Genomic DNA, 18,789 nt, shown 5'->3' with positions numbered 1-18,789 from the left:
AATCCGATGAATATGGCAGAAACCCAACTCAATCCGATCGCGCGTCCCACTGCACCCGCCGGTTTCGACCCCGCCCAGAGCGGCCAGGCGTCGTCGCCGTCGCGCCCCAAGATCGAAGTCAACGACCTGAACTTCTTCTACGGCAAGTATCACGCACTGAAGAACATCAACCTGCAGATTCCCGAAGGCAAGGTGACCGCGTTCATCGGCCCGTCGGGCTGCGGCAAGTCCACCTTGTTGCGCACCTTCAACAAGATGTACGCGCTCTATCCGGAACAACGCGCCGAAGGCGAAATCCTGATGGACGGCGAAAACCTGCTGACCTCCAAGCGCGATATCTCGCTCTTGCGCGCGCGCATCGGCATGGTGTTCCAGAAGCCCACGCCGTTTCCCATGTCGATCTACGACAACATCGCGTTCGGCGTGAAGATGTTCGAAACGCTGCCGCGCTCGGAGATGGACGACCGCGTCGAATGGGCGCTCACCAAGGCCGCGTTGTGGAACGAAGTGAAGGACAAGCTCGGCCAGAGCGGCTACGGTTTGTCCGGCGGGCAGCAGCAGCGTCTGTGCATCGCGCGCGGCATCGCGATCCGTCCGGAAGTGCTGCTGCTCGACGAGCCGTGCTCGGCGCTGGACCCGATTTCGACGGGCCGCATCGAAGAACTGATCGCTGAACTGAAGAGCGATTACACGGTGGTCATCGTCACCCACAACATGCAACAGGCGGCGCGCTGTTCGGACTACACTGCCTATATGTACCTCGGTGAACTGATCGAATTCGGCGACACGGAAAAGATCTTCATCAAGCCGGTCCGCAAGGAAACGGAAGACTACATCACGGGCCGCTTCGGCTGATCCGCCGAACAAAACAACGGAGTACGACATGTCCGATAAACATCTGTCCAGCCAGTTCGATGCCGATCTGAACCTGGTTTCCTCGAAGGTGCTCGAAATGGGCGGCCTCGTCGAGTCGCAGATCGTCAACGCGATGCAGGCGCTCAACGAGTTCGACCTCGATATCGCGGAACAGGTGATCGCCGCCGAAGATCGCCTGAACAAGATGGAAGTCGACATCGACGAAGAGTGCAGCAACATCATCGCGCGCCGTCAGCCGGCCGCGCGTGACCTGCGCCTGTTAATCGCGATTTCGAAGACCATCACGAATCTCGAACGCGCCGGCGACGAAGCCGAAAAAATCGCCAAGCGCACCAAGCGTCTGATGGAAGACGGCGCGTCGCGCACCATCAATATCGCCGAGATCAAGCTGTCGGGCGAAATGGCGGTGTCGATCCTGCGCCGCGCGCTCGACGCGTTCGCGCGCCTCGACACGGTCGCCGCCGCGCAAATCGTGCGCGACGACAAAGCGATCGACGAGGAATTCCGTGCGTTCGTGCGCAAGCTGATTTCGTACATGACCGAAGATCCGCGCTCCATTTCCGTGGGCCTCGATTTTCTGTTCATCGCGAAGGCGATCGAACGCATCGGCGACCACGCGAAGAACATCGCCGAATTCATCATCTACATCGTCAAGGGCACCGACGTGCGGCACAAATCGCGCGACGCGCTCGAACGCGAAGCACTCAGTTAATCCAGAGATAAGGACCAGAGGTGCCGATGCCCAGCAGCATTCTCGTCATTGAAGATGAGCCCGCTATTTCCGAACTGATTTCGGTCAATCTTCAACACGCCGGACACTGCCCGATTCGCGCGTACAACGCGGAGCAGGCGCAGAACCTGATCAGCGACGTGCTGCCCGACCTCGTCCTGCTCGACTGGATGTTGCCGGGAAAATCGGGTATTGCATTCGCCCGCGATCTGCGCAACAACGAGCGCACGAAGCACATCCCGATCATCATGCTGACCGCCCGCGGCGACGAGCAGGACAAGGTGCTCGGCCTCGAAATCGGCGCCGACGACTACGTCACGAAGCCGTTCTCGCCGAAGGAACTGATGGCGCGCATCAAGGCGGTACTGCGCCGCCGTGCGCCGCAGCTGACCGAAGACCTCGTCGCGATCAATGGCCTCAAGCTCGACCCGGCGACGCATCGCGTGGCCGCGCATGCCGAAGGCAGCGAGATCAAGCTCGATCTTGGCCCGACGGAATTCCGTCTGCTGCACTTTTTCATGACGCACCCGGAGCGCGTGCATAGCCGCACGCAACTGCTCGATCAGGTGTGGGGCGATCACGTGTTCGTCGAAGAGCGCACGGTGGACGTGCACATCAAGCGCCTGCGCGCGGCGCTCAAGCCGGCCGGATGCGATGCTATGATTGAAACGGTACGCGGGAGCGGCTACCGGCTGGCGAAGAGCGCCTGAGATCGGCGGGCGGCGCTCGCGCCGTGAAGGCCGCATACATCACTTTCGCAACACCAGGCGCCGCCCCTTCATTGCCGGGCGCGTGTTTTTCTCTTCGATCGCTAGACCATGAACATCATCTGGGCGCGCTCCATCGTGTCGGTCGTGCTGCTGGCTGTTCTGTGCGTGGTGGTCGGCGCGCTCGTGAACGTCAAGACAGGACTCGTTCTCGCGATCGTCATGCTGCTTGCGCAGAGCACCTTCAGCACCTTTCACAAACAGCGCCTGTGGCGCCTGCTCGATGCACCGGTGTACGGCGAAGTGCCGAGCGCGCCGGGCATCTGGGGCGAAATCTACTACCGCCTGCACAAGCTCGCGAAGCGCTGGCACGCCCAGGTGCGCCAGGTCGAGCAGCAGCACTCGCGTTTCATCCAGGCCATTCAGGCCTCGCCGAACGGCGTTGCGATGCTCGACGATCACGATCAGATCGAGTGGTGCAACGCGATCTCCGAGAGTCACTTCGGCCTTGATGCGAAACGCGATCTGCGCCAGCACATCACGCATCTGGTGCGTCACCCCGATTTCGTCCGCTACCTGAACTCGCACCGGTACGAGGAAATGCTGATCATGCGCGGCATGGGCGACAAGCGCCAGAACGTGCTGTCGGTGCAGGTGTTTCCGTATGGCGAGAATCGCAAGCTGGTGTTGTCGCAGGACATTACCGAATTAGAGCGCACCGACGCGATGCGGCGCGACTTCGTCGCGAATGTCTCGCATGAACTGAAGACGCCGCTGACCGTGCTCTCCGGTTTTCTGGAGACGTTGCGCGAGTTGCCGTTAAGCGAGCCCGAGCGCTCGCGCTATCTCGAACTGATGGAACAGCAGGCGTCGCGCATGCGCCATATCGTCAGCGACTTGCTGGTGCTCGCGAAACTCGAGGGCGACAACAAGCCGCCGAGCGATCAGATGATCGACATGCGCGCGGTGCTGCGCCATCTGCGGGACGACGCGCAGAGCCTGTCGAGCGATCATCACCGGATCATGTTCGACGCAGACGAAGGATTGACCGTGACCGGCGTTGAAACCGAGATTCTCAGCGCTTTCGGCAATCTGGTGACGAACGCGATTCGCTATACGCCGGACGGCGGCGCGATCAAAGTGAACTGGCACGCGCAAGGCGGGCATGCGGTGTTCTCCGTCACAGACAGCGGGTTGGGCATTCCGGCTGCGGACATTCCGCGTTTGACCGAGCGGTTCTATCGCGTCGACCGCAGCCGCTCGCGTGATACGGGCGGCACGGGACTCGGCCTCGCGATCGTCAAGCACGTGCTCCAGCGGCACGATGCGCAGCTCGACGTCAAGAGCGAGGAGGGGCGCGGCAGTACCTTCACCGTGCGCTTTCCGGTGTATCGCACCGCGCGCCGGCAGCCGGCACCGGTTTGACGGAAGGCATCGGCATAAAAAAAACCGCCTGAAAAGGCGGTTTTTTTGTTCGCTTCGGCGGCTCGCGAGGACGGCGAGCACCGTAGCCTTCGTTACGGACAGAACTTCCCGAGCAGACTCATCTGCGCATTGCGCGACGACTTGCCCGGCCGCCGCCGGCGATAGTGACCATCGCTTTGCATCAGCCACGCGGTCTGATTGTCGCCGAGAAATGCCGACAGCCCTTCGGCGATCACCCGCCGCTTCAGGCGCCGGTTGTTGACCGGGAACGCGACTTCCACGCGCCGGAAGAAGTTGCGATCCATCCAGTCGGCACTCGACAGATACACCTGTTCCTTGCCGCCGTCGTAGAAGTAGAAGATCCGGTGGTGTTCGAGAAAGCGCCCGACGATCGAGCGCACCGTGATGTTCTCCGATAGCCCCGGCACGCCGGGCTGCAACGAGCACACACCGCGCACGATCAGATCGATCTTCACGCCCGCCTGCGATGCTTCGTACAACTCGGCGATCACCGTGGGTTCGAGCAGCGCGTTCATCTTGGCAACGATGCGCGCCTTGTTGCCGGCGCGCGCATGCTCGGCTTCGGCGCGAATCGCCTCGACCAGTTTCGGATGTAGCGTGAACGGCGACTGCCACAGTTCGTGCAGCTTCAGTTCACCGCCGATGCCGGTCAATTGCTGGAACACGTGGTGCACGTCTTCGCAGATTCTCTGATCGGCGGTCAGCAGGCCGAAGTCGGTATAGAGCCGAGCGGTGCGCGGATGATAGTTGCCGGTGCCCAGGTGCACATAGCGCTTGAGCGTCGTCTTGCCGCCCACCGACGAGCGCCGCACGATCAGCATCATCTTCGCGTGGCACTTGTGACCCACCACGCCGTACACGACGTGCGCGCCGACCGCTTCGAGTTGCGAGGCCCAATTGATGTTGGTTTCCTCGTCGAAGCGCGCGAGCAGCTCGACCACTACCGTGACTTCCTTGCCGTTGCGCGCGGCCTGCATCAACGCGTCCATCAGCGGCGAGTCGGTGCCGGTGCGGTAGATGGTCTGCTTGATCGCCATCACGTTCGGATCTTTGGCCGCCTGCAAAAGCAGTTCGAGCACCGGCTGGAAGCTCTCGTACGGATGATGCAGCAGCACGTCGCCCTGGTCGATCACATCGAACATGTTGGTGCTGTTGGCGACTTGCGACGGCGTCGCGGGGATATGCGGCACGAACTTCAGATCGGGCCGGTCCACCATTTCCGGTAACTGCATTAGCCGCACGAGATTGACAGGGCCGTTCGCGAAGTAGCAGTCCTTGGTGGAGAGGCCGCTTTCGTCGAGCAGCCGCCGCACGACGTGCGAGGGCGTCTCCGCCGACACTTCGAGCCGCACCGCATTGCCCAGATGGCGCGCCGGCAATTCGCCCTGCAACGCGACGCGCAGATTGGTGATTTCGTCTTCGTCGACGAACAATTCGCTATTGCGCGTGATGCGAAACTGATTGCAACTGCGCACCACCAGATTCGGAAACAACTCGCCGACAAAGCGCTGCAGCAGCGAGCTCAACAGCACGAAGCCGTGCGGATAGCCCGACAGATCCTGCGGCATGCGCACGAGCCGCGGCAGCGCGCGCGGCGCCTGCACGATGCCCATCATCGCCTGGCGGCCGAACGCGTCCTTGCCCTCGAGTTCGACGACGAAGTTCAGGCTCTTGTTGAGCACGCGCGGAAACGGATGCGCGGGATCGAGACCAATCGGCGTGAGCACCGGCAGCAGTTCGTCGAAGAAGTAGTTGCGCGCCCATTCGGTCTGCGCTTCATTCCACGCTTCGGTGCCGTGGAAATAGATGCCTTCCGCTTCGAGCGCGGTGAGCACCGTGTCGTGCAGCATCGTGTACTGACGATGCACGAGCTTCTGCGCGCGCTCGACCACGAGGTCGTAGACATGCTGCAACGACATGCCGTCCGGCGACAGTGCGCCGGGGTTGTCGCGCATCTGTTCCTGCAGTCCGGCCATGCGGACTTCGAAGAATTCGTCGAGATTGCTGCTGGTGATGCAGATGAAGCGCAGGCGTTCGAGCAAAGGGACGGCTGGGTCGGCAGCTTGTGCCAACACACGCTCGTTGAAACCCAGAATGCCCAGTTCGCGATTCAATAAGGGATAGCGGATGGACATCGGCAGCGAGAATGGAATGTCAGGGAGAGAGGCGAAAAGACGCTCGGAAATTCTCACAGTAAGATGACTTTGTTATGACATTCTCGGATTTTTTATTCTACGCCCGATTCGTTGCGTGTCGTCAATATGACGCAGTCCGTATGGGACCATGGGATACCCGCATCTCCGTGAGGTGACACCGTGAGGCCCCGTACGCTTAGAATGGCGTCTTTGAACAGCGCGGCCGGACACAAGGCGTCCAGAGCAGCGGACGGTCACGCAACGTCCTCTGCGCTCACTGCCGCCGCGCTCGCGCGCATGGAGTCTGCATACCCGATGGTCAATACGCCACAACTTCTCGCCGCAGTCGATCTCGGTTCGAACAGCTTCCGGTTGATCGTCGGCCGGGTCGAGGAAACCGACGCGGGCAGCCAGATTTATCAAGTCGATGCGTTGCGCGAGCCTGTGCGCCTCGCCGCCGGTCTGTCGCGCGACAAGATGCTCGATCGCGCCTCGCAGGTGCGCGGCTGGGATGCGCTCAAGCGTTTCGGCGAACGGCTGCGCGACTTTCATCCCGATCATGTGCGCGCGGTCGCCACCAATACATTGCGCATCGCCAAGAACGCCGGCGAATTTCTCGGCGAGGCGCAGGCCGCACTGGGCTTTCCGATCGAAGTGATCGCGGGGCGCGAAGAAGCGCGTCTGATCTACGCGGGCGCCGCACACTCCGTGCCCGCTAGTCCGGGTAAGCGGCTGGTGGTCGATATCGGCGGCGGATCGACGGAATTCATCATCGGCTCGCACTACACGCCGATCAAGATGGAGAGTCTGTATATCGGTTGCGTGAGCCATAGCCGCGCGTTTTTCCCGGCCGGTAACGTCGATGAATACACGATGCGCCAGGCCGAACTCGCCGCCGGCCGCGAAATCCAGATCATCTCCGCCGAGTACAAGAAGACTGGCTGGGAGCAGGCGATCGGTTCGTCGGGCACCGCGCGCGCGTTGGCGGAACTGGTCGAAGCGAATAATTTCAACGATCCGGGCGTCACTCACGGCATCTCGCGCGGCGGGCTCGAACGGCTCAAGCGTGCGCTGATCAAGGCCGAGAACGTCAACCGGCTGAAGCTGGTCGCGTTGAAGAGCGACCGCATTCCCGTGCTGGCCGGTGGTCTGTCGATCATGATTGCGGTGTTTGACGAACTGGGCGTCGATTACGTCGACACCACCGACGGCGCGCTGCGCCTCGGCGTGATGTATGACCTGCTGGGCCGCTCGCAGCACGAAGACATGCGCACGGTGACGGTGGAAGGCTTCATGCGCCGCTATGGCGTGGATCGTGCGCAGGCGGGGCGCATCGCCGACCTGTCGGCGAGCTTTTACGACCAGTTCGCGGAGCCCGACGAAGAGCGTCGCCTGGAAAACCGCATGTTCATTGGCTGGGCGGCGGCGCTGCATGAAATCGGATTGTCGATTTCGCACAGCGCCTATCACAAGCATTCGGCCTACATCGCCAGCAATGCGGACATGCCGGGTTTCTCGCGCACCGACCAGGCGCGGCTCGCAGCGCTCGTGCTCGGTCACGCGGGCAAACTCGGCAAGCTGTCGCAAACGCGCGAGGTGGAATGGCCGCTGCTGTTCTGTCTGCGGCTCGCGGCTTTGCTGTGCCGCCGGCGTGCGGATGTCGGTTTGCCGGGCATCACGGTCGCGCAAGCCAATGGCGGCTACGAGGTGCGCTTGCCGAACGAATGGGTGGCCAACAATCCGCTGACCGACTACAGCCTGACCCAGGAAGCGGCGGAGTGGGAGAAGGTCGGGATTCCGTATCGCGTCGTCTATACGGACGAGTGACAGGCGTTTGCCGTTCGCGATGCGCGGCGTGAACGGATGAACGGATGACAGAATGAAAAAGCCCGGCGACCACCGCCGGGCTTTTTTCTTTTTGCGTCAATCACGCCATGCGCACCTAGCGCGGTAACGCATCGCCGAGGAAGTGACGTGCATAGCGCGCATTGATGTCGGACAGACGGAACAGCGTCAGAAAGTCCGCGGTATTGAAGTCGGGGTCCCAGGCGGGCGCACCGCAAATCTTCGCGCCGAGACGCAGATAACCCTTCACGAGTGGCGGCGGCGCCACATCGACGCCCGTCTGCAATTCATCGACCGGCAGCGGCGTATGCGCGAATGCGCGGTATTCAGGTGCCGTCAGCGCGCTCTCGCGCAGCGAGCAATACAGATTCGCCGCGTAGTGGCCGCCGTCGACCATCGCGACGCTCGCGCAGCCGAGCATCGTCTCGTAGCCGTTGTGCTTCATGTACGCGGCGAGCCCGGCCCACAGCGACATGATCACCGAGCCGCTGCGATAGTCGGGATGCACGCACGAGCGGCCCACTTCGACCATCTTCGCGCGCAGGTGCGTGAGGCGCGACACGTCGAATTCGCTCTCCGCATACAGGCGGCCGATGCGCGCGGCTTGATGCGGCGGCAATGCGCGATAGGTGCCGACCACTTTCAGCGTGTCGAGGTCGCGCACCAGCAGGTGATCGCAGTAAGCGTCGAACGCATCGACGTCGAGACCCGCGGGGCCCGTCAAACGCGCGCCCATTTCGTCGGCGAATACGCGGTAGCGCAGCCGCTGCGCTTCGCGCAACTCTTCGTCGGTGCGCGCCCATGTGACTTGCAGCCGATGCTGCGCGGTGACCGTTTCCTCGGCGCGCGGCAGACGGCGCGTTTCGAAGATCGAAGCGAGGGGCAGGGTGGGCGTCGGCAGTTCTCGCATTGGGGGTCCTGGTCGAAAAAAGGAAGATTTCTTTTTTCGCCAATGTAGTAACGCCCGGTGACGCTCGCATGGCAAAGCCATGACGATTGGATGACTGCCCGTAAGCCGCGTGCGCGCGGGTTGTAATGTCGGGCGCCGTTCGCGCGCATGACGGATGCCTGCGAACTGGGTGCCGCCGAAGGCCCTTTATCCCTGCCGGCTCACACCAGGTCAGGGGTGATGGCGGCGCGCAACACGGCCTGTTCGCCGCCGTCGCGCTCGCGGCTCGCGATCCACCACACGCCGGCTTTTTTCAACGGCCAGCTTGCGCTGCTGTCGCCGAGCAACCGTGCGGCAACATGGCCGAGCGTCGGCTGATGCCCGACGATCACTACGGTCTGCGCGATGCCCTTGGGCCAGCCGGCGGCGCTGAGCACGTCGGCCGCGCTGGCGTTCGGTGCGAGCTCGCGCACCACGCGATACTGGTCGCTGAGCGTCTCGGCGGTCTGAATGGTGCGCACTGCGGGGCTCGCGAGCACGACGGCGTCGGCGGGCAGGCGGGTACGCAGCCATTTGGCGACGATTTGCGCCTGCTTGCGGCCGCGCGTGGTGAGGGCGCGGGCAAGATCGCCGGCGGCGAAATCTTCGGCTTCGGCGTGACGCCAGAGAATCAGATCCATGCGTGTCTCCTTGACGCTGGTTGCGGTGCGCTATTTGCGGCCGTAGTTGCGGCCATAGTTGCGGCGATAAGCAGCGTTGGCTTTTTATTCAATCGTCAACCACTGTCGCATGCGAAGCTGGTGGTTCGCAAGCCGAGGGGCGTCGCGTTTTTTATGCTTCCACTCACGCGACGCATATCGGACGGGCGAGAGCCAAAAGTGAAAACACAAAGCGGGAGCCCAAAAGCAAAAACCCGCGAAGCCGAAGGCTACGCGGGTTTCGTATTGCTTTTCGTGGTCGGAGCGAAAGGATTCGAACCTTCGACCCTCTGATCCCAAATCAGATGCGCTACCAGGCTGCGCTACGCTCCGACGAATCCGAGATTCTACGTGGCATTGGGTGCCAGAGTCAACCACGAATTGCGTCGGACTGAAAAGGGGCGTTCAAGGGCGCCTTTTACATGCGTTATATGCGTCCCATCAGCAGCAATACGATCACGATGATCAGCACGACACCGATCAGGCCGGTCGGGCGGTAGCCCCAGCCGCTGCTGTACGGCCAGCTTGGCAACGCGCCGATGAGCAGCACGATGAGCACGATCAGCAGGATGGTTCCAATGGTCATTTGAGTTCTCCCTGTGCGGCCCTTGGAATGACTGGGCCCCATCGTCGATTGGTTCGGCGCGTGCGCGCCGGGACGTTGACGCGCATTCTGCGCGTGCTTGGCAAGCTCATGCTCAGCAAGGCATGTGCCTGAGAAGTGGCAATGAACCGGACAATCGGCGAGGCGTGTGTGCGAAGGCGACGCTGGGCGCGACGAAGCGGGAGGTTTTGTGACGACGCAGAAAAGCCACGCACGTGGCGCGTATTCCTAGCGTGACTGCGTGAGGAGAGTGTGGGCGCGCGCAGCGGCAAGCGCGTGATGCACTGTTAGGTCAATTAACGCGCGCAGGAACCGAGCATGCGATTGACATGCGACGCGCGCTCCCTGCGGCGCAACCCGCGGCATCAGCCGATTTTTCAGGCTGCCTGCGTCACCTTAAAACGACAGACATGGGCGACATCGATCCGCCCACGCCAACATGACGCATCAACCATTCAGTCGCGCACCGCGCGAGCCCCCACGCCACGCTCAGTGCCGCGGGCGTCTCCAATGCGGCATATGCAGGTGCTGGTGAGTCAGCCAGTGGTGCAGCATCCCTTCGCCGTCGTGTTCGCGCCTGTACGTTCTCGATTCGAAAATCGACAAGGCGAGCAGCACGCTCAGGCCTATGGCAAGCCCGACCAGACCCGCGATCGATTCAGCGTCCATGACAGTCTCCTCTCACAAGCGGCCACAATTTCATAGTAGATCACGCATCGCGAAATGACAGGGGCGCTAAGCGTGCCGCGGCGTCGCGTATCGTGCTTTGCGGGTAGACTCATGGCGCTCCGGTGGCCGCATGGCCGCCGATATCCGCCTACGTTGGGAGAAACGACTACGATGTTCCGCGTTCCGATGATTGCCTTGCTGCTACTCGCCGGTCTTGCCGGTTGCGCGGACAAGCCGTCCGGCCACCATCAGGGCCCGCCGCAAGATCCCGCCGATTATCACGGCGTGCCCACCGATACACGTCCGCCGTCGATGGTGCCTGCCTCTGCTGCGCCTTGAGAAAGCGAGGGCGCAGGAGAGACTAAGGAGGCGAAGCAACCGGCGCGGGCACGCCGGTGCTTCTGACCCGCGCAGACTGTTCGCGCGGAGAGCGCGGGCTGAGATGATTCTAGGACGAGCGTCGCCGGCGATATGTATGCGCTTGTTTCAAGCCGTAACGGGCTACCGCAATGCGAAATGAATAATGCGCCACGTGAAGCGTGCGCGATCCCGTTTTGCCCGGGCGACGACGTTCACGCCGCAGCGCTCCCGGCGCCGCGCAAGACACCCGGCAAGTACCGCGCAAGCGTGATGCCGCGTGCGGCCATGAAGATCATCATCGCGGCCCATAGACCGTGATTGCCGTGCAGCGCCAGCAATGCCGACGACACCGCCACGAACACGGCGAGCGACACGAGCATCGAGATCATCAGTTCGCGCGTGCGGGTCGCGCCGATGAACACGCCGTCGAGCAGAAAACCCCACACCGACACCAGCGGCGAAAGCGCAGCCCACGGCAGGTAGGTTTCGGCGGCAACGCGCACTGCGGCCTGATCGGTCAGACGTTCGACGATCCACGCGCCCGCCCCCCAGTACACCAGTGCAAAACACAGCGCGCCGAGCGCGGACCACAGTGCGGTGACCTTGACCGCCTGCGCGAACGCGTGCCGGTCGCGCGCGCCGATCGCCGCGCCGACGAGCGCCTCGGCGGCATGCGCGAAGCCGTCGAGTCCATATGCCATGAAGGTCTGGAAATTGAGCAGCAGAGCATTCGCGGCGAGCGTCGCGTCGCCTTGCCGCGCGCCGAGATGTGCAAACCAGCCGAACGACGACAGCAGGCACAGCGTGCGCACGAAGATGTCGCGATTGAGCACGACCAGACGCTTGAGCGCCGCCGTGTCGAACAACGCGGCGCGGCTCAGCGCGGGCAGGCCGCGCGGTCGGCCGTGCCAGAGCAGCGCCGCGCCGAGCACGAAGCCGAGCGCGTCGGCGGTGGCGGTGGCCGCGCCGATGCCGGCCACGCCCCAGTCGAAGCCGTACACGTAGAGCAGCACCGCGACGATGTTCACACTGTTGATGAACACCTGCGAGAGCAGCGCGAGCCGCACCCGCTGCGTGCCGAGCAGCCAGCCGAGCACCACGTAGTTGCCGAGCGCAAGCGGGGCGGCCCAGATTCGCGCGTGGCAGTAGATGCGCGCGTGCCGCTGCACCGCGTCGCTGCCGCCAAGCGCGCGCAAGGCGTAATCGATCAATGGGAGTTGCAGCGCCAGCACCGCCGTGCCGATGGCGAGCGCCATCAGCAGCGCGCGAATGACGGTGTTGCGCAACTCGGCGTCATCGCCCGCGCCGTGCGCTTGCGCGACGAGCCCGGTGGTGCCCATGCGCAGGAAGCCGAAGCCCCAGAACACGAAGTTGAAGAACAGCCCGCCGAGCGCGACGCCGCCGAGATACGAGGCGCCGTCCAGATGACCGGCGACGGCGGTGTCCACCGCGCCGAGAATCGGCTGCGTCAGGTTGGCGAGGACGATCGGAAACGCGAGCGCCAACACCCGGCGATGCCAGCGCACTGGAACAGCGGGCGCGGGCGCATCGGCGCCGCGTGCGGCTTCGCTCAAGTGCGTTCCTGCACGCACACCCACGGCGACACCACGACCGCCCACAGGTCGGGGTCGCGCGCCGCGAAATCGGCGGCGGTCTCCGCCTGCACGCGCTCGACGAGGCCGGCGGACAGCCATTGCGTGACCTGGGTGGTGTCGTCGCCGGCGATCGCTTCGGCGACGCTCACGAGATCGAGATCGCGTGCGACGCGCAGCAGCATGCCGCGCGCGAAAAAGCGTTCGAGTTCGGTCCAGCCGATCTTCGCGGTCTCGGCGAGCAGCTTGGCGTACAGCGGGCTGTGGGTGCTGTGGGTGGCGTCGTTGGAAGTCATCGTAAGCGGGTTCTGACGGGGCCGTTACTATAAACCATCGGCGCGGGCCGCCAGGGCGGCGCGCGTTCCGGTACGCTTGAGGTCTTTCGAAAATCGATTCTGAACCTTCATGTCACTGGATTCAACGACGCCCGCCGCGGGCACGCCAAGCGGCGCCATGAGCGAAGCCACGCTCACACGCGCCGAGGTGGAGCGCCTGCTCGCTACGCGCCACGCCGATGCCGGCCACCCCGTGCCGCTTCATTTCACCGACTGCGATTTCGAGGGCACCGATCTGTCGCGACTCGATCTGCGCGGTGCGCAATTTCATCGCTGCACGATCGCGGAGACTTCCTTTTTCGGCGCGGCGCTCTCGCATACCCGCTGGGTCCGTTGCCGTGGGCGTGAGGCGGATTTCGGCTCGGCCGATCTGGTCGACGCCACGTTTGAGTCGAGCGATCTGAACAACACCAGCTGGCGGCGCGCGAAGCTCGCGTCGGCGTCGTTTCGCGGCTGCAAGCTGACCGGCGCGAATTTCGAGGCTTGCGCGGCGTTGGGATTGAGCTTTGCCGAAACCCTGCTCGTGGGCGCGCATCTGCGCGGCCTGTCGTTTCGCAAGGCCACACTGGAGCAGCTCGATTTCTCCGACGCCGACCTCGCCGGAGTCGATTTCCGCGAGGCGGTTTTCGATGGCGGCAGCCTTAAGGATGCGCATCTGAAGGGCGCACGTTTCGACGGCGCGGACCTGCGCGAGGCGGATCTGAGTGGCGTGCGGCTCGTCGATGCCGCGCTTTTCAAAGGCGCGACGATTTCGCATCAGCAGGCCGCGGTGCTCGTCACCGAACTCGGCTTGCGAGTGATGTGAATTCTGCTTTTAGTTTCTGGCCAGCCGGATTCGTTAATCCGGACAAGCCAAACGATTGCGCCGGTATTTGTCATTTGAATGTCGGGCTCAGAAGGTCGTTTGGATTCGAGATCAAAATTGGTCGGTTGATTTGATACTATTGTTATTCCGCTGTCAGCGAATTTTCTTGTGAACAAATAATGTCGGTAGTCCGGGCTTGATTATCGGTTAAATCCATTTGTTTGGTGCGTTGGCGCACGCAGATACGCAAAGCGTTAAGCGTCGGTTTAAGGCTGTACCGGTTAGTTAAAATCGGCCAGAGGCCTTTCGTCAGGCCATTGGCGCGAGTTTTTCCAGAGCCTTGTTTCGTGCGGTTCGCCGCGGCATTCGGGTTTTCGACTTGGCACATCGATTATGTCGGCGGTCGAAGCGCGCGGCGGTTTTAACCGGCTTAATCCCGACAATTTTTGTTCCCGGCGCGCCGATTCCGTACGCCGCGTCACATTGACTGCGAAATTAATCGATTGCGCATGTAAATAGGGGTTGTTACATTTCGTTCTGGCGCATGGTGAACCGGTCCTTTGCCGATATGCGCCGAACCCCCGTTAGCCCGGCCTCGTGCCGGGCTTTTTTTTATCCGTTAGCCGCATGAGTCACCGGGGATTCATATGTGCAATGGATCATGAAAGACTATCTTTCATCGCGCCGGCCATGACTTGGTTAACCATTTTTCTCGGCGTCTGGCCGATCGCGCTCAGCGTGCTGTTCCGCTTTGCCGCGCGCATCGATCCGCGCTCCGGACGCTGGCGCGGCCGCTAACTCGCGCGGCGCGAGAGCACGTATGCCGCAGCCGCTTTTATTGCTTGCAGCGAACCACCATCGATCGGTTTTTCACATTCGCACCGAAAATGCCGCCGACCGAGCCGCCCGAGGTCGCCCCGTTGTCGACGTCTTTCGACACGACGTCGTAGCCGTAGTTGCCGCAGACTTCGCCCGCCTGCTTGTAGCACTGCGCCCAGCTGGCGCTCGCGTCGCTGCCGCTACAGTTGATCGCGAAGCCGGTGTCGCCGCTCGGCAGGTAAGTCATGGTGGTGGTGCTGGAGCAGCCGCCGAGGCTGCCCAACGTCAACAGGCCGAGACCGACCGCTGCGGCCGTCGCGACGGCCGCCAATGCGCTCTTCATTGCAGATTCCTTACAGATAACAGAGAAAGACGCGGCGCGAGGCCGGGTCTTTCTGAATTGAGCGCTTTATAGCACGCCAGGTTCCCGCGCTCCGCTTGCAGGGCGCATGCCCGGCGCGCCAAGGCGTGCGGAACGGCGGCCCACAAAAACGTCGAAGCACCCGGCGGATACGCTGACGACGCGTGGCGCTTCGCATGGGTTCAGCGCGGGGGCAACGCCTGGGACGGGTCGATCGACCGGCCCTGATAGCGCAGCTCGAAATGCAGCATCACGCGGTCGGTATCGGTGTCGCCCATCTCGGCGATTTTCTGACCGCGCTTGACCGATTCGCCTTCCTTCACGAGCAGCACGCGGTTGTGCGCGTAGGCGGTCAGATACTCAGAATCGTGTTTGAGGATCAGCAGATTGCCGTAACCGCGCAAGCCGTTGCCCGCATACACCACCGTACCGGACGCCGCGGCGACCACAGGCGTACCCGCTGCCGCCGAGATGTCGATGCCCTTCGAATTGGCGCCGTTAAAGCGCCGTATCACCGTGCCGTCGGCCGGCCACACCAGCGAGATCGTCGACGCCGGCGCGCTTTCCGCCGGTGCGGGGCGCGGCGCCGCCGACGCGCTGCCATTGCCGCGGCTGCGCACCGCACCGCTCGTCGATGCCGTGCCGCCCGGCGGCGCGACGCGCAGCACCTGGCCGACCTCGATGCTGTCCGGATTGGTCAGGTTGTTCCAGCGAACGATGCTTTGCACCGATTGCCGGTTACTGCGTGCGATCTTCGACAGCGTATCGCCCCGTTCGACCCGATAGAAGCCTGGCCCCACCGGCGCCGACCCGCACGCGGCGAGCACTGCCAGCAACGACGCGCAGGCGAGTCGTTTCATCATTGTTGTTCCCAGCATTGGACCTCGCAAAGCGCTGCCGCGCGCCGATCCCGATCACGTGGCAGGTAGATGCAAAGCGTCCGATTCTAACGGTTTTGCACTGCAGCATCCAAAAAGGGCGCGGCAGGGCGGACCTGCGAGGTGCGCGACGCGGCGCGGCATGTGATGCGGGGCGGCCGTGCGGATCGGTGAAAACCGGCGACTGAAGTCCGTGACAACGTCGTCAAGGCCGGGGCGGAAAGCCGCTGCAAAGGCGGCTGCCAAAGCCTCAAGCGCCCCAGCTCTCAAGCCGTCTTTTCGACGCCGATGCGCAGCGCCGCCGTCTCGGTTTGTCCCGGTTCGAGCCAGCGCAATCCCATGCCGTTGTGGATCGCGTCCGGCAGACCGAGCCAGGGTTCGACGCAGTAGAAGTCCGACTCGGCGGCTTCGGTCCATGTCGTGACCGCGTACCAGGGCACTGAGCCCGGCCGTTGCAGATCGATCGTGACGACCCGTTCGAGGCCCGGCGCGACGAGCCGCACCGGCTGATCCGGCGTACCGGCAAGGCAATGGAAGCGGTCGAGGATGCGCGCTTCGTCGAGCGTATAGCGAGCTTCGCCCGGCTCGGCGGCGCTGATCGAGCCATCGGCCTGCTGGTAGCGCCGCTCGGTGCGCGGCAGTTCGATCGTGGTTTCACCCCGCTGTGTGTGCGGCAGCGTGAAATAGAAGTGATGGCCGGCGTAGTAGGGCAGGCGCGCGTCGCCGGTATTGGTGGTGGTGAACGTGACGTCCAACGTTCGCGCATCGACGAGGCTATACGCCGCCTCGAAACGGAAACCGAACGGATAGCCGGCGCGAGTCGCTGCGCTGTCGCTCAGGACCATGCGCAGACCGGCCCCGTGAACGTCGGCGTGCGCTTCGAACGGCAGGTCGCGGGCGAAGCCGTGCATCGGCAGCTCGCGCACGGTGCCGCTGGCGTCGCGCCAGAAGCCGATCTCGCCATCGACGCGATGCCGGCCGAGAAACGGAAAGAGCAGCGGATTGCCGCCGCGAATCCGCGCCGGCTGGCTCCAATCGGCGTGTTCGGGCCAATGGATCACCTCTTCGCCGTCGATCGTCCACGACAGCAGACGACCGCCGGCTTGCGGCGAAAAGCGGAGCACGGAGGCGTCCTGGGCGATCTCGAGAATGTCCTGTTGCGGGGAAAGCGGCATGGTCGATTAGCTGGTCAGTGAGGGTTGAAAGTGGCAACGGCGGCGCGGGCGTGTTTTGCTGCGGCCCGCGCAGCGGCTGTCCGGCGCTATGCGAGAAAAGGATTTTGCGCTGCTTTGCGCTACGGGGAAACCCTTCTGGGGAAATTGCGGGGTGTCGCAAAAAGGCGATCCCTAACGATAATTCGTCTGACTGCCCGGTACTGCGGCTACCGGGCGAGACCGGCTCAGGAGGCGTTATGGATCTCGCAATGGCAATGGGTTTGGCTTTGTTCGGCATGTTCGCGGCAAGCACCTTCTACTTCTTTCACAAGCTCGAACGCTGATTGCGGCATTTTTTTTGCGCGTAGCCGCTGGGTCAGGGCGGACCTCGCGCGGGATCTAGTTCAAGCCTCGTCTTACCCGCCTCACTCTCTGCAATCAAACCAGGGCCGCTTCCGGCAGCCCCGTTTCTTTGCCGCGGCGTAACAACGGTTTCCAGCTGTGACGCAGCGCATCAATATTTCCCCGAATGTGACTTCGACGCTTGGCGCTGACATTGCGGCCAGGCATAATCGGTGCGTTTTTGCTCGCCCGATTTCCGTTTGGCGGCGTGCATTTATCTCACATTTTCCTTACAAGGACCGCCGCGTGAATCTGTCGTTTCTGATTTTTCTGAGCGTGCTGCAGGGCGTCACCGAATTGTTCCCGGTGAGTAGCCTCGGTCATACGCTGCTCGTGCCCGCCCTGTTCGGCATGCATATCGACAAACATGCGCCGCAGTTGCTGCCGTTCCTCGTCGCCCTGCACCTCGGCACCGCGTTCGCCCTGCTGTGGTATTTCCGCAAGCGCTGGTGCGCGCTGGTGCGCGGCTTCTTCGCTTCGTTCGGGGGACGTCGTAACGACGACGCGCACATGATGTGGGCGCTGATCATCGGCACGATTCCGGCGGGACTGGTCGGGTTGCTGCTCGAAAAGCGCCTCGAGCGGATTTTTCACGACCTGCGAATCGTCGCGATCGCGCTGATCGTGAACGGCGTGCTGCTGTGGTTCGGGGATCGCCTGCAACGTTCGCGCGCGCATCAGTCGCCGGAAAAGCTGACGTTCCGCCAGGCGTTCTTTGTCGGCCTCGCGCAGATCGGCGCGCTGATTCCGGGTTTCTCGCGCAGCGGCCTGACGATGATCGCCGGCAATGGGGCCGGCCTGACCGCGGAGAAGGCGGCGGAGTTCTCGTTCCTGCTCGGCACGCCGATCATCTTCGCGGCCGGCGTGCTGGAATTGCCGAAGCTGTTCCATGCGCCGGGCCAACTCGCGGACGCGCTGCTGGGTGGCGTGCTGACTGCGATCGCCGCGTATCTCAGCGTGCGTTTTCTGATGCGCTATTTCGAAGGCCGTGGACGCCTGGCTTCGTTCGGCGTGTACTGCGTGATCGCGGGGATCGTGTTCCTCGGCTGGTTTGCGCTGCATCCGCAACCGGCCTGAGGGTGTTCGGCATGGCCTTCGCGTACTCGCGCGCAGGGAGCGATCGGTTATAATCCGGGCCCGGCTCAAGTTGCCGGGCCCGTTTGTTTATGCGTGTGGATGAGTTTCCTGACGTGCCTTGGCGAGGGTCGCCGGATCGAAGCGGCCCATAGCGCGTGGCGCCGGGTGTCCGCTCGCCGGCCCGGTCAGTTACAATTTCGGTATGCGCGAACCGGTGGCTTGCGAGCCCAGGTTCCAACATTCCCGTACGCGGGTTTTCATTGCGGGCGATGCATGTAGTGCGCGGTTGTTGCATCGCCTCACTCCATTACGGCAGTAGCTCAGCTGGATAGAGCATCGGCCTTCTAAGCCGAGGGTGGGGGGTTCGAGTCCCTCCTGCCGTACTTCAGATCAGTGTGGTTCCAATG

Annotated in this window: 19 protein-coding genes and 2 tRNA genes; 9 read left to right on the top strand and 12 right to left on the bottom strand. The window is 63.0% G+C overall.

The features are described 5' to 3' along the window. The first annotated feature begins 6 nt into the window (after positions 1 to 6). The 4 genes from pstB to phoR all read left to right on the top strand — a co-directional run bounded on the left by pstB (position 7) and on the right by phoR (position 3,738). Positions 7 to 855: a phosphate ABC transporter ATP-binding protein PstB gene (gene pstB, locus HV770_RS20710; protein WP_042322166.1), complete on the top strand. Its 849-nt coding sequence runs from the start codon at positions 7 to 9 to the stop codon at positions 853 to 855. Between the two features lie 28 nt (positions 856 to 883). Further along, complete coding sequence (phoU, locus tag HV770_RS20705; RefSeq protein WP_074764835.1) at positions 884 to 1,588, top strand: phosphate signaling complex protein PhoU; 705 nt, start codon at positions 884 to 886, stop codon at positions 1,586 to 1,588. Between the two features lie 26 nt (positions 1,589 to 1,614). Next, positions 1,615 to 2,316, top strand: coding sequence for a phosphate regulon transcriptional regulator PhoB (gene phoB, locus HV770_RS20700; RefSeq protein WP_028199153.1), 702 nt, complete (start codon positions 1,615 to 1,617; stop codon positions 2,314 to 2,316). A 108-nt stretch (positions 2,317 to 2,424) separates the two neighbouring features. Then, positions 2,425 to 3,738 (top strand): phosphate regulon sensor histidine kinase PhoR, encoded by a 1,314-nt coding sequence (phoR, locus tag HV770_RS20695; RefSeq protein WP_175162538.1) that lies wholly within the window; start codon positions 2,425 to 2,427, stop codon positions 3,736 to 3,738. 92 nt (positions 3,739 to 3,830) lie between these two features. Here phoR and ppk1 read toward each other — a convergent pair whose 3' ends face one another. Next, on the bottom strand, positions 3,831 to 5,894 hold the full coding sequence (gene ppk1 / locus HV770_RS20690; RefSeq protein WP_175162536.1) for a polyphosphate kinase 1: 2,064 nt from the start codon (positions 5,892 to 5,894) through the stop codon (positions 3,831 to 3,833). A 201-nt stretch (positions 5,895 to 6,095) separates the two neighbouring features. Here ppk1 and ppx point away from each other — a divergent pair, with 201 nt between their 5' ends. Continuing rightward, the gene (gene ppx / locus HV770_RS20685; RefSeq protein ID WP_175162534.1) at positions 6,096 to 7,721 is read left to right on the top strand and encodes an exopolyphosphatase; all 1,626 of its coding nucleotides are present in this window, start codon (positions 6,096 to 6,098) and stop codon (positions 7,719 to 7,721) included. A 115-nt stretch (positions 7,722 to 7,836) separates the two neighbouring features. Here the strand turns inward: ppx and HV770_RS20680 are convergent, their stop codons facing one another. The 5 genes from HV770_RS20680 to HV770_RS20660 all read right to left on the bottom strand — a co-directional run bounded on the left by HV770_RS20680 (position 7,837) and on the right by HV770_RS20660 (position 10,599). Next, complete coding sequence (locus HV770_RS20680) at positions 7,837 to 8,649, bottom strand: GNAT family N-acetyltransferase (protein ID WP_121315271.1); 813 nt, start codon at positions 8,647 to 8,649, stop codon at positions 7,837 to 7,839. Positions 8,650 to 8,849: 200 nt separating this feature from the next. Next, a complete protein-coding gene (locus HV770_RS20675) occupies positions 8,850 to 9,308 on the bottom strand; it encodes a SixA phosphatase family protein (RefSeq protein ID WP_175162532.1) in 459 nt (152 codons plus the stop codon). A gap of 274 nt (positions 9,309 to 9,582) precedes the next feature. Next, a tRNA-Pro gene (locus tag HV770_RS20670) sits at positions 9,583 to 9,659 on the bottom strand. Positions 9,660 to 9,753: 94 nt separating this feature from the next. Then, positions 9,754 to 9,912: a DUF3309 family protein gene (locus HV770_RS20665; protein ID WP_175162530.1), complete on the bottom strand. Its 159-nt coding sequence runs from the start codon at positions 9,910 to 9,912 to the stop codon at positions 9,754 to 9,756. Positions 9,913 to 10,419: 507 nt separating this feature from the next. Continuing rightward, positions 10,420 to 10,599 carry a hypothetical protein gene (locus tag HV770_RS20660; RefSeq protein ID WP_121315268.1) on the bottom strand — a complete coding sequence of 60 codons (180 nt, stop codon included), beginning with the start codon at positions 10,597 to 10,599 and terminating at the stop codon, positions 10,420 to 10,422. A 171-nt stretch (positions 10,600 to 10,770) separates the two neighbouring features. Between HV770_RS20660 and HV770_RS20655 the strand changes: the two genes are divergently transcribed. After that, entirely contained in the window at positions 10,771 to 10,938 is a 168-nt protein-coding gene (locus HV770_RS20655) for a hypothetical protein (RefSeq protein ID WP_175162528.1), read from the top strand. A gap of 233 nt (positions 10,939 to 11,171) precedes the next feature. Here HV770_RS20655 and HV770_RS20650 read toward each other — a convergent pair whose 3' ends face one another. Next, on the bottom strand, positions 11,172 to 12,533 hold the full coding sequence (locus tag HV770_RS20650) for an MATE family efflux transporter (RefSeq protein WP_175162526.1): 1,362 nt from the start codon (positions 12,531 to 12,533) through the stop codon (positions 11,172 to 11,174). After that, positions 12,530 to 12,847: a DUF2288 domain-containing protein gene (locus HV770_RS20645; protein ID WP_168662328.1), complete on the bottom strand. Its 318-nt coding sequence runs from the start codon at positions 12,845 to 12,847 to the stop codon at positions 12,530 to 12,532. The genes HV770_RS20650 and HV770_RS20645 overlap by 4 nt, the downstream gene beginning before the upstream one ends. A 109-nt stretch (positions 12,848 to 12,956) precedes the next feature. Between HV770_RS20645 and HV770_RS20640 the strand changes: the two genes are divergently transcribed. After that, positions 12,957 to 13,691, top strand: a complete 735-nt coding sequence (locus HV770_RS20640; protein WP_175162525.1) for a pentapeptide repeat-containing protein — start codon at positions 12,957 to 12,959, stop codon at positions 13,689 to 13,691. 142 nt (positions 13,692 to 13,833) lie between these two features. Here the strand turns inward: HV770_RS20640 and HV770_RS20635 are convergent, their stop codons facing one another. From HV770_RS20635 to HV770_RS20615, 4 genes are all read right to left on the bottom strand, one after another. After that, positions 13,834 to 14,079, bottom strand: coding sequence for a hypothetical protein (locus HV770_RS20635; RefSeq protein WP_175162524.1), 246 nt, complete (start codon positions 14,077 to 14,079; stop codon positions 13,834 to 13,836). Between the two features lie 447 nt (positions 14,080 to 14,526). Next, positions 14,527 to 14,853, bottom strand: a complete 327-nt coding sequence (locus HV770_RS20625) for a hypothetical protein (RefSeq protein ID WP_175162523.1) — start codon at positions 14,851 to 14,853, stop codon at positions 14,527 to 14,529. A gap of 200 nt (positions 14,854 to 15,053) precedes the next feature. Then, the gene (locus tag HV770_RS20620; protein ID WP_425497460.1) at positions 15,054 to 15,734 is read right to left on the bottom strand and encodes a peptidoglycan DD-metalloendopeptidase family protein; all 681 of its coding nucleotides are present in this window, start codon (positions 15,732 to 15,734) and stop codon (positions 15,054 to 15,056) included. A 281-nt stretch (positions 15,735 to 16,015) separates the two neighbouring features. Next, positions 16,016 to 16,924 (bottom strand): aldose epimerase family protein, encoded by a 909-nt coding sequence (locus tag HV770_RS20615; protein WP_175162521.1) that lies wholly within the window; start codon positions 16,922 to 16,924, stop codon positions 16,016 to 16,018. Between the two features lie 627 nt (positions 16,925 to 17,551). Between HV770_RS20615 and HV770_RS20610 the strand changes: the two genes are divergently transcribed. Continuing rightward, positions 17,552 to 18,382: an undecaprenyl-diphosphate phosphatase gene (locus HV770_RS20610; protein WP_175162520.1), complete on the top strand. Its 831-nt coding sequence runs from the start codon at positions 17,552 to 17,554 to the stop codon at positions 18,380 to 18,382. Positions 18,383 to 18,691: 309 nt separating this feature from the next. After that, positions 18,692 to 18,765: transfer RNA gene (locus HV770_RS20605), tRNA-Arg, on the top strand. Positions 18,766 to 18,789 lie beyond the last annotated feature (24 nt).

Origin of the sequence: Paraburkholderia fynbosensis, from assembly GCF_902859935.1 — a bacterium.
GTDB classification, from domain to species: domain Bacteria; phylum Pseudomonadota; class Gammaproteobacteria; order Burkholderiales; family Burkholderiaceae; genus Paraburkholderia; species Paraburkholderia fynbosensis.
Note: the sequence above shows the minus strand (reverse complement) of the source record. Positions and strands in the feature narration are given on the sequence as shown.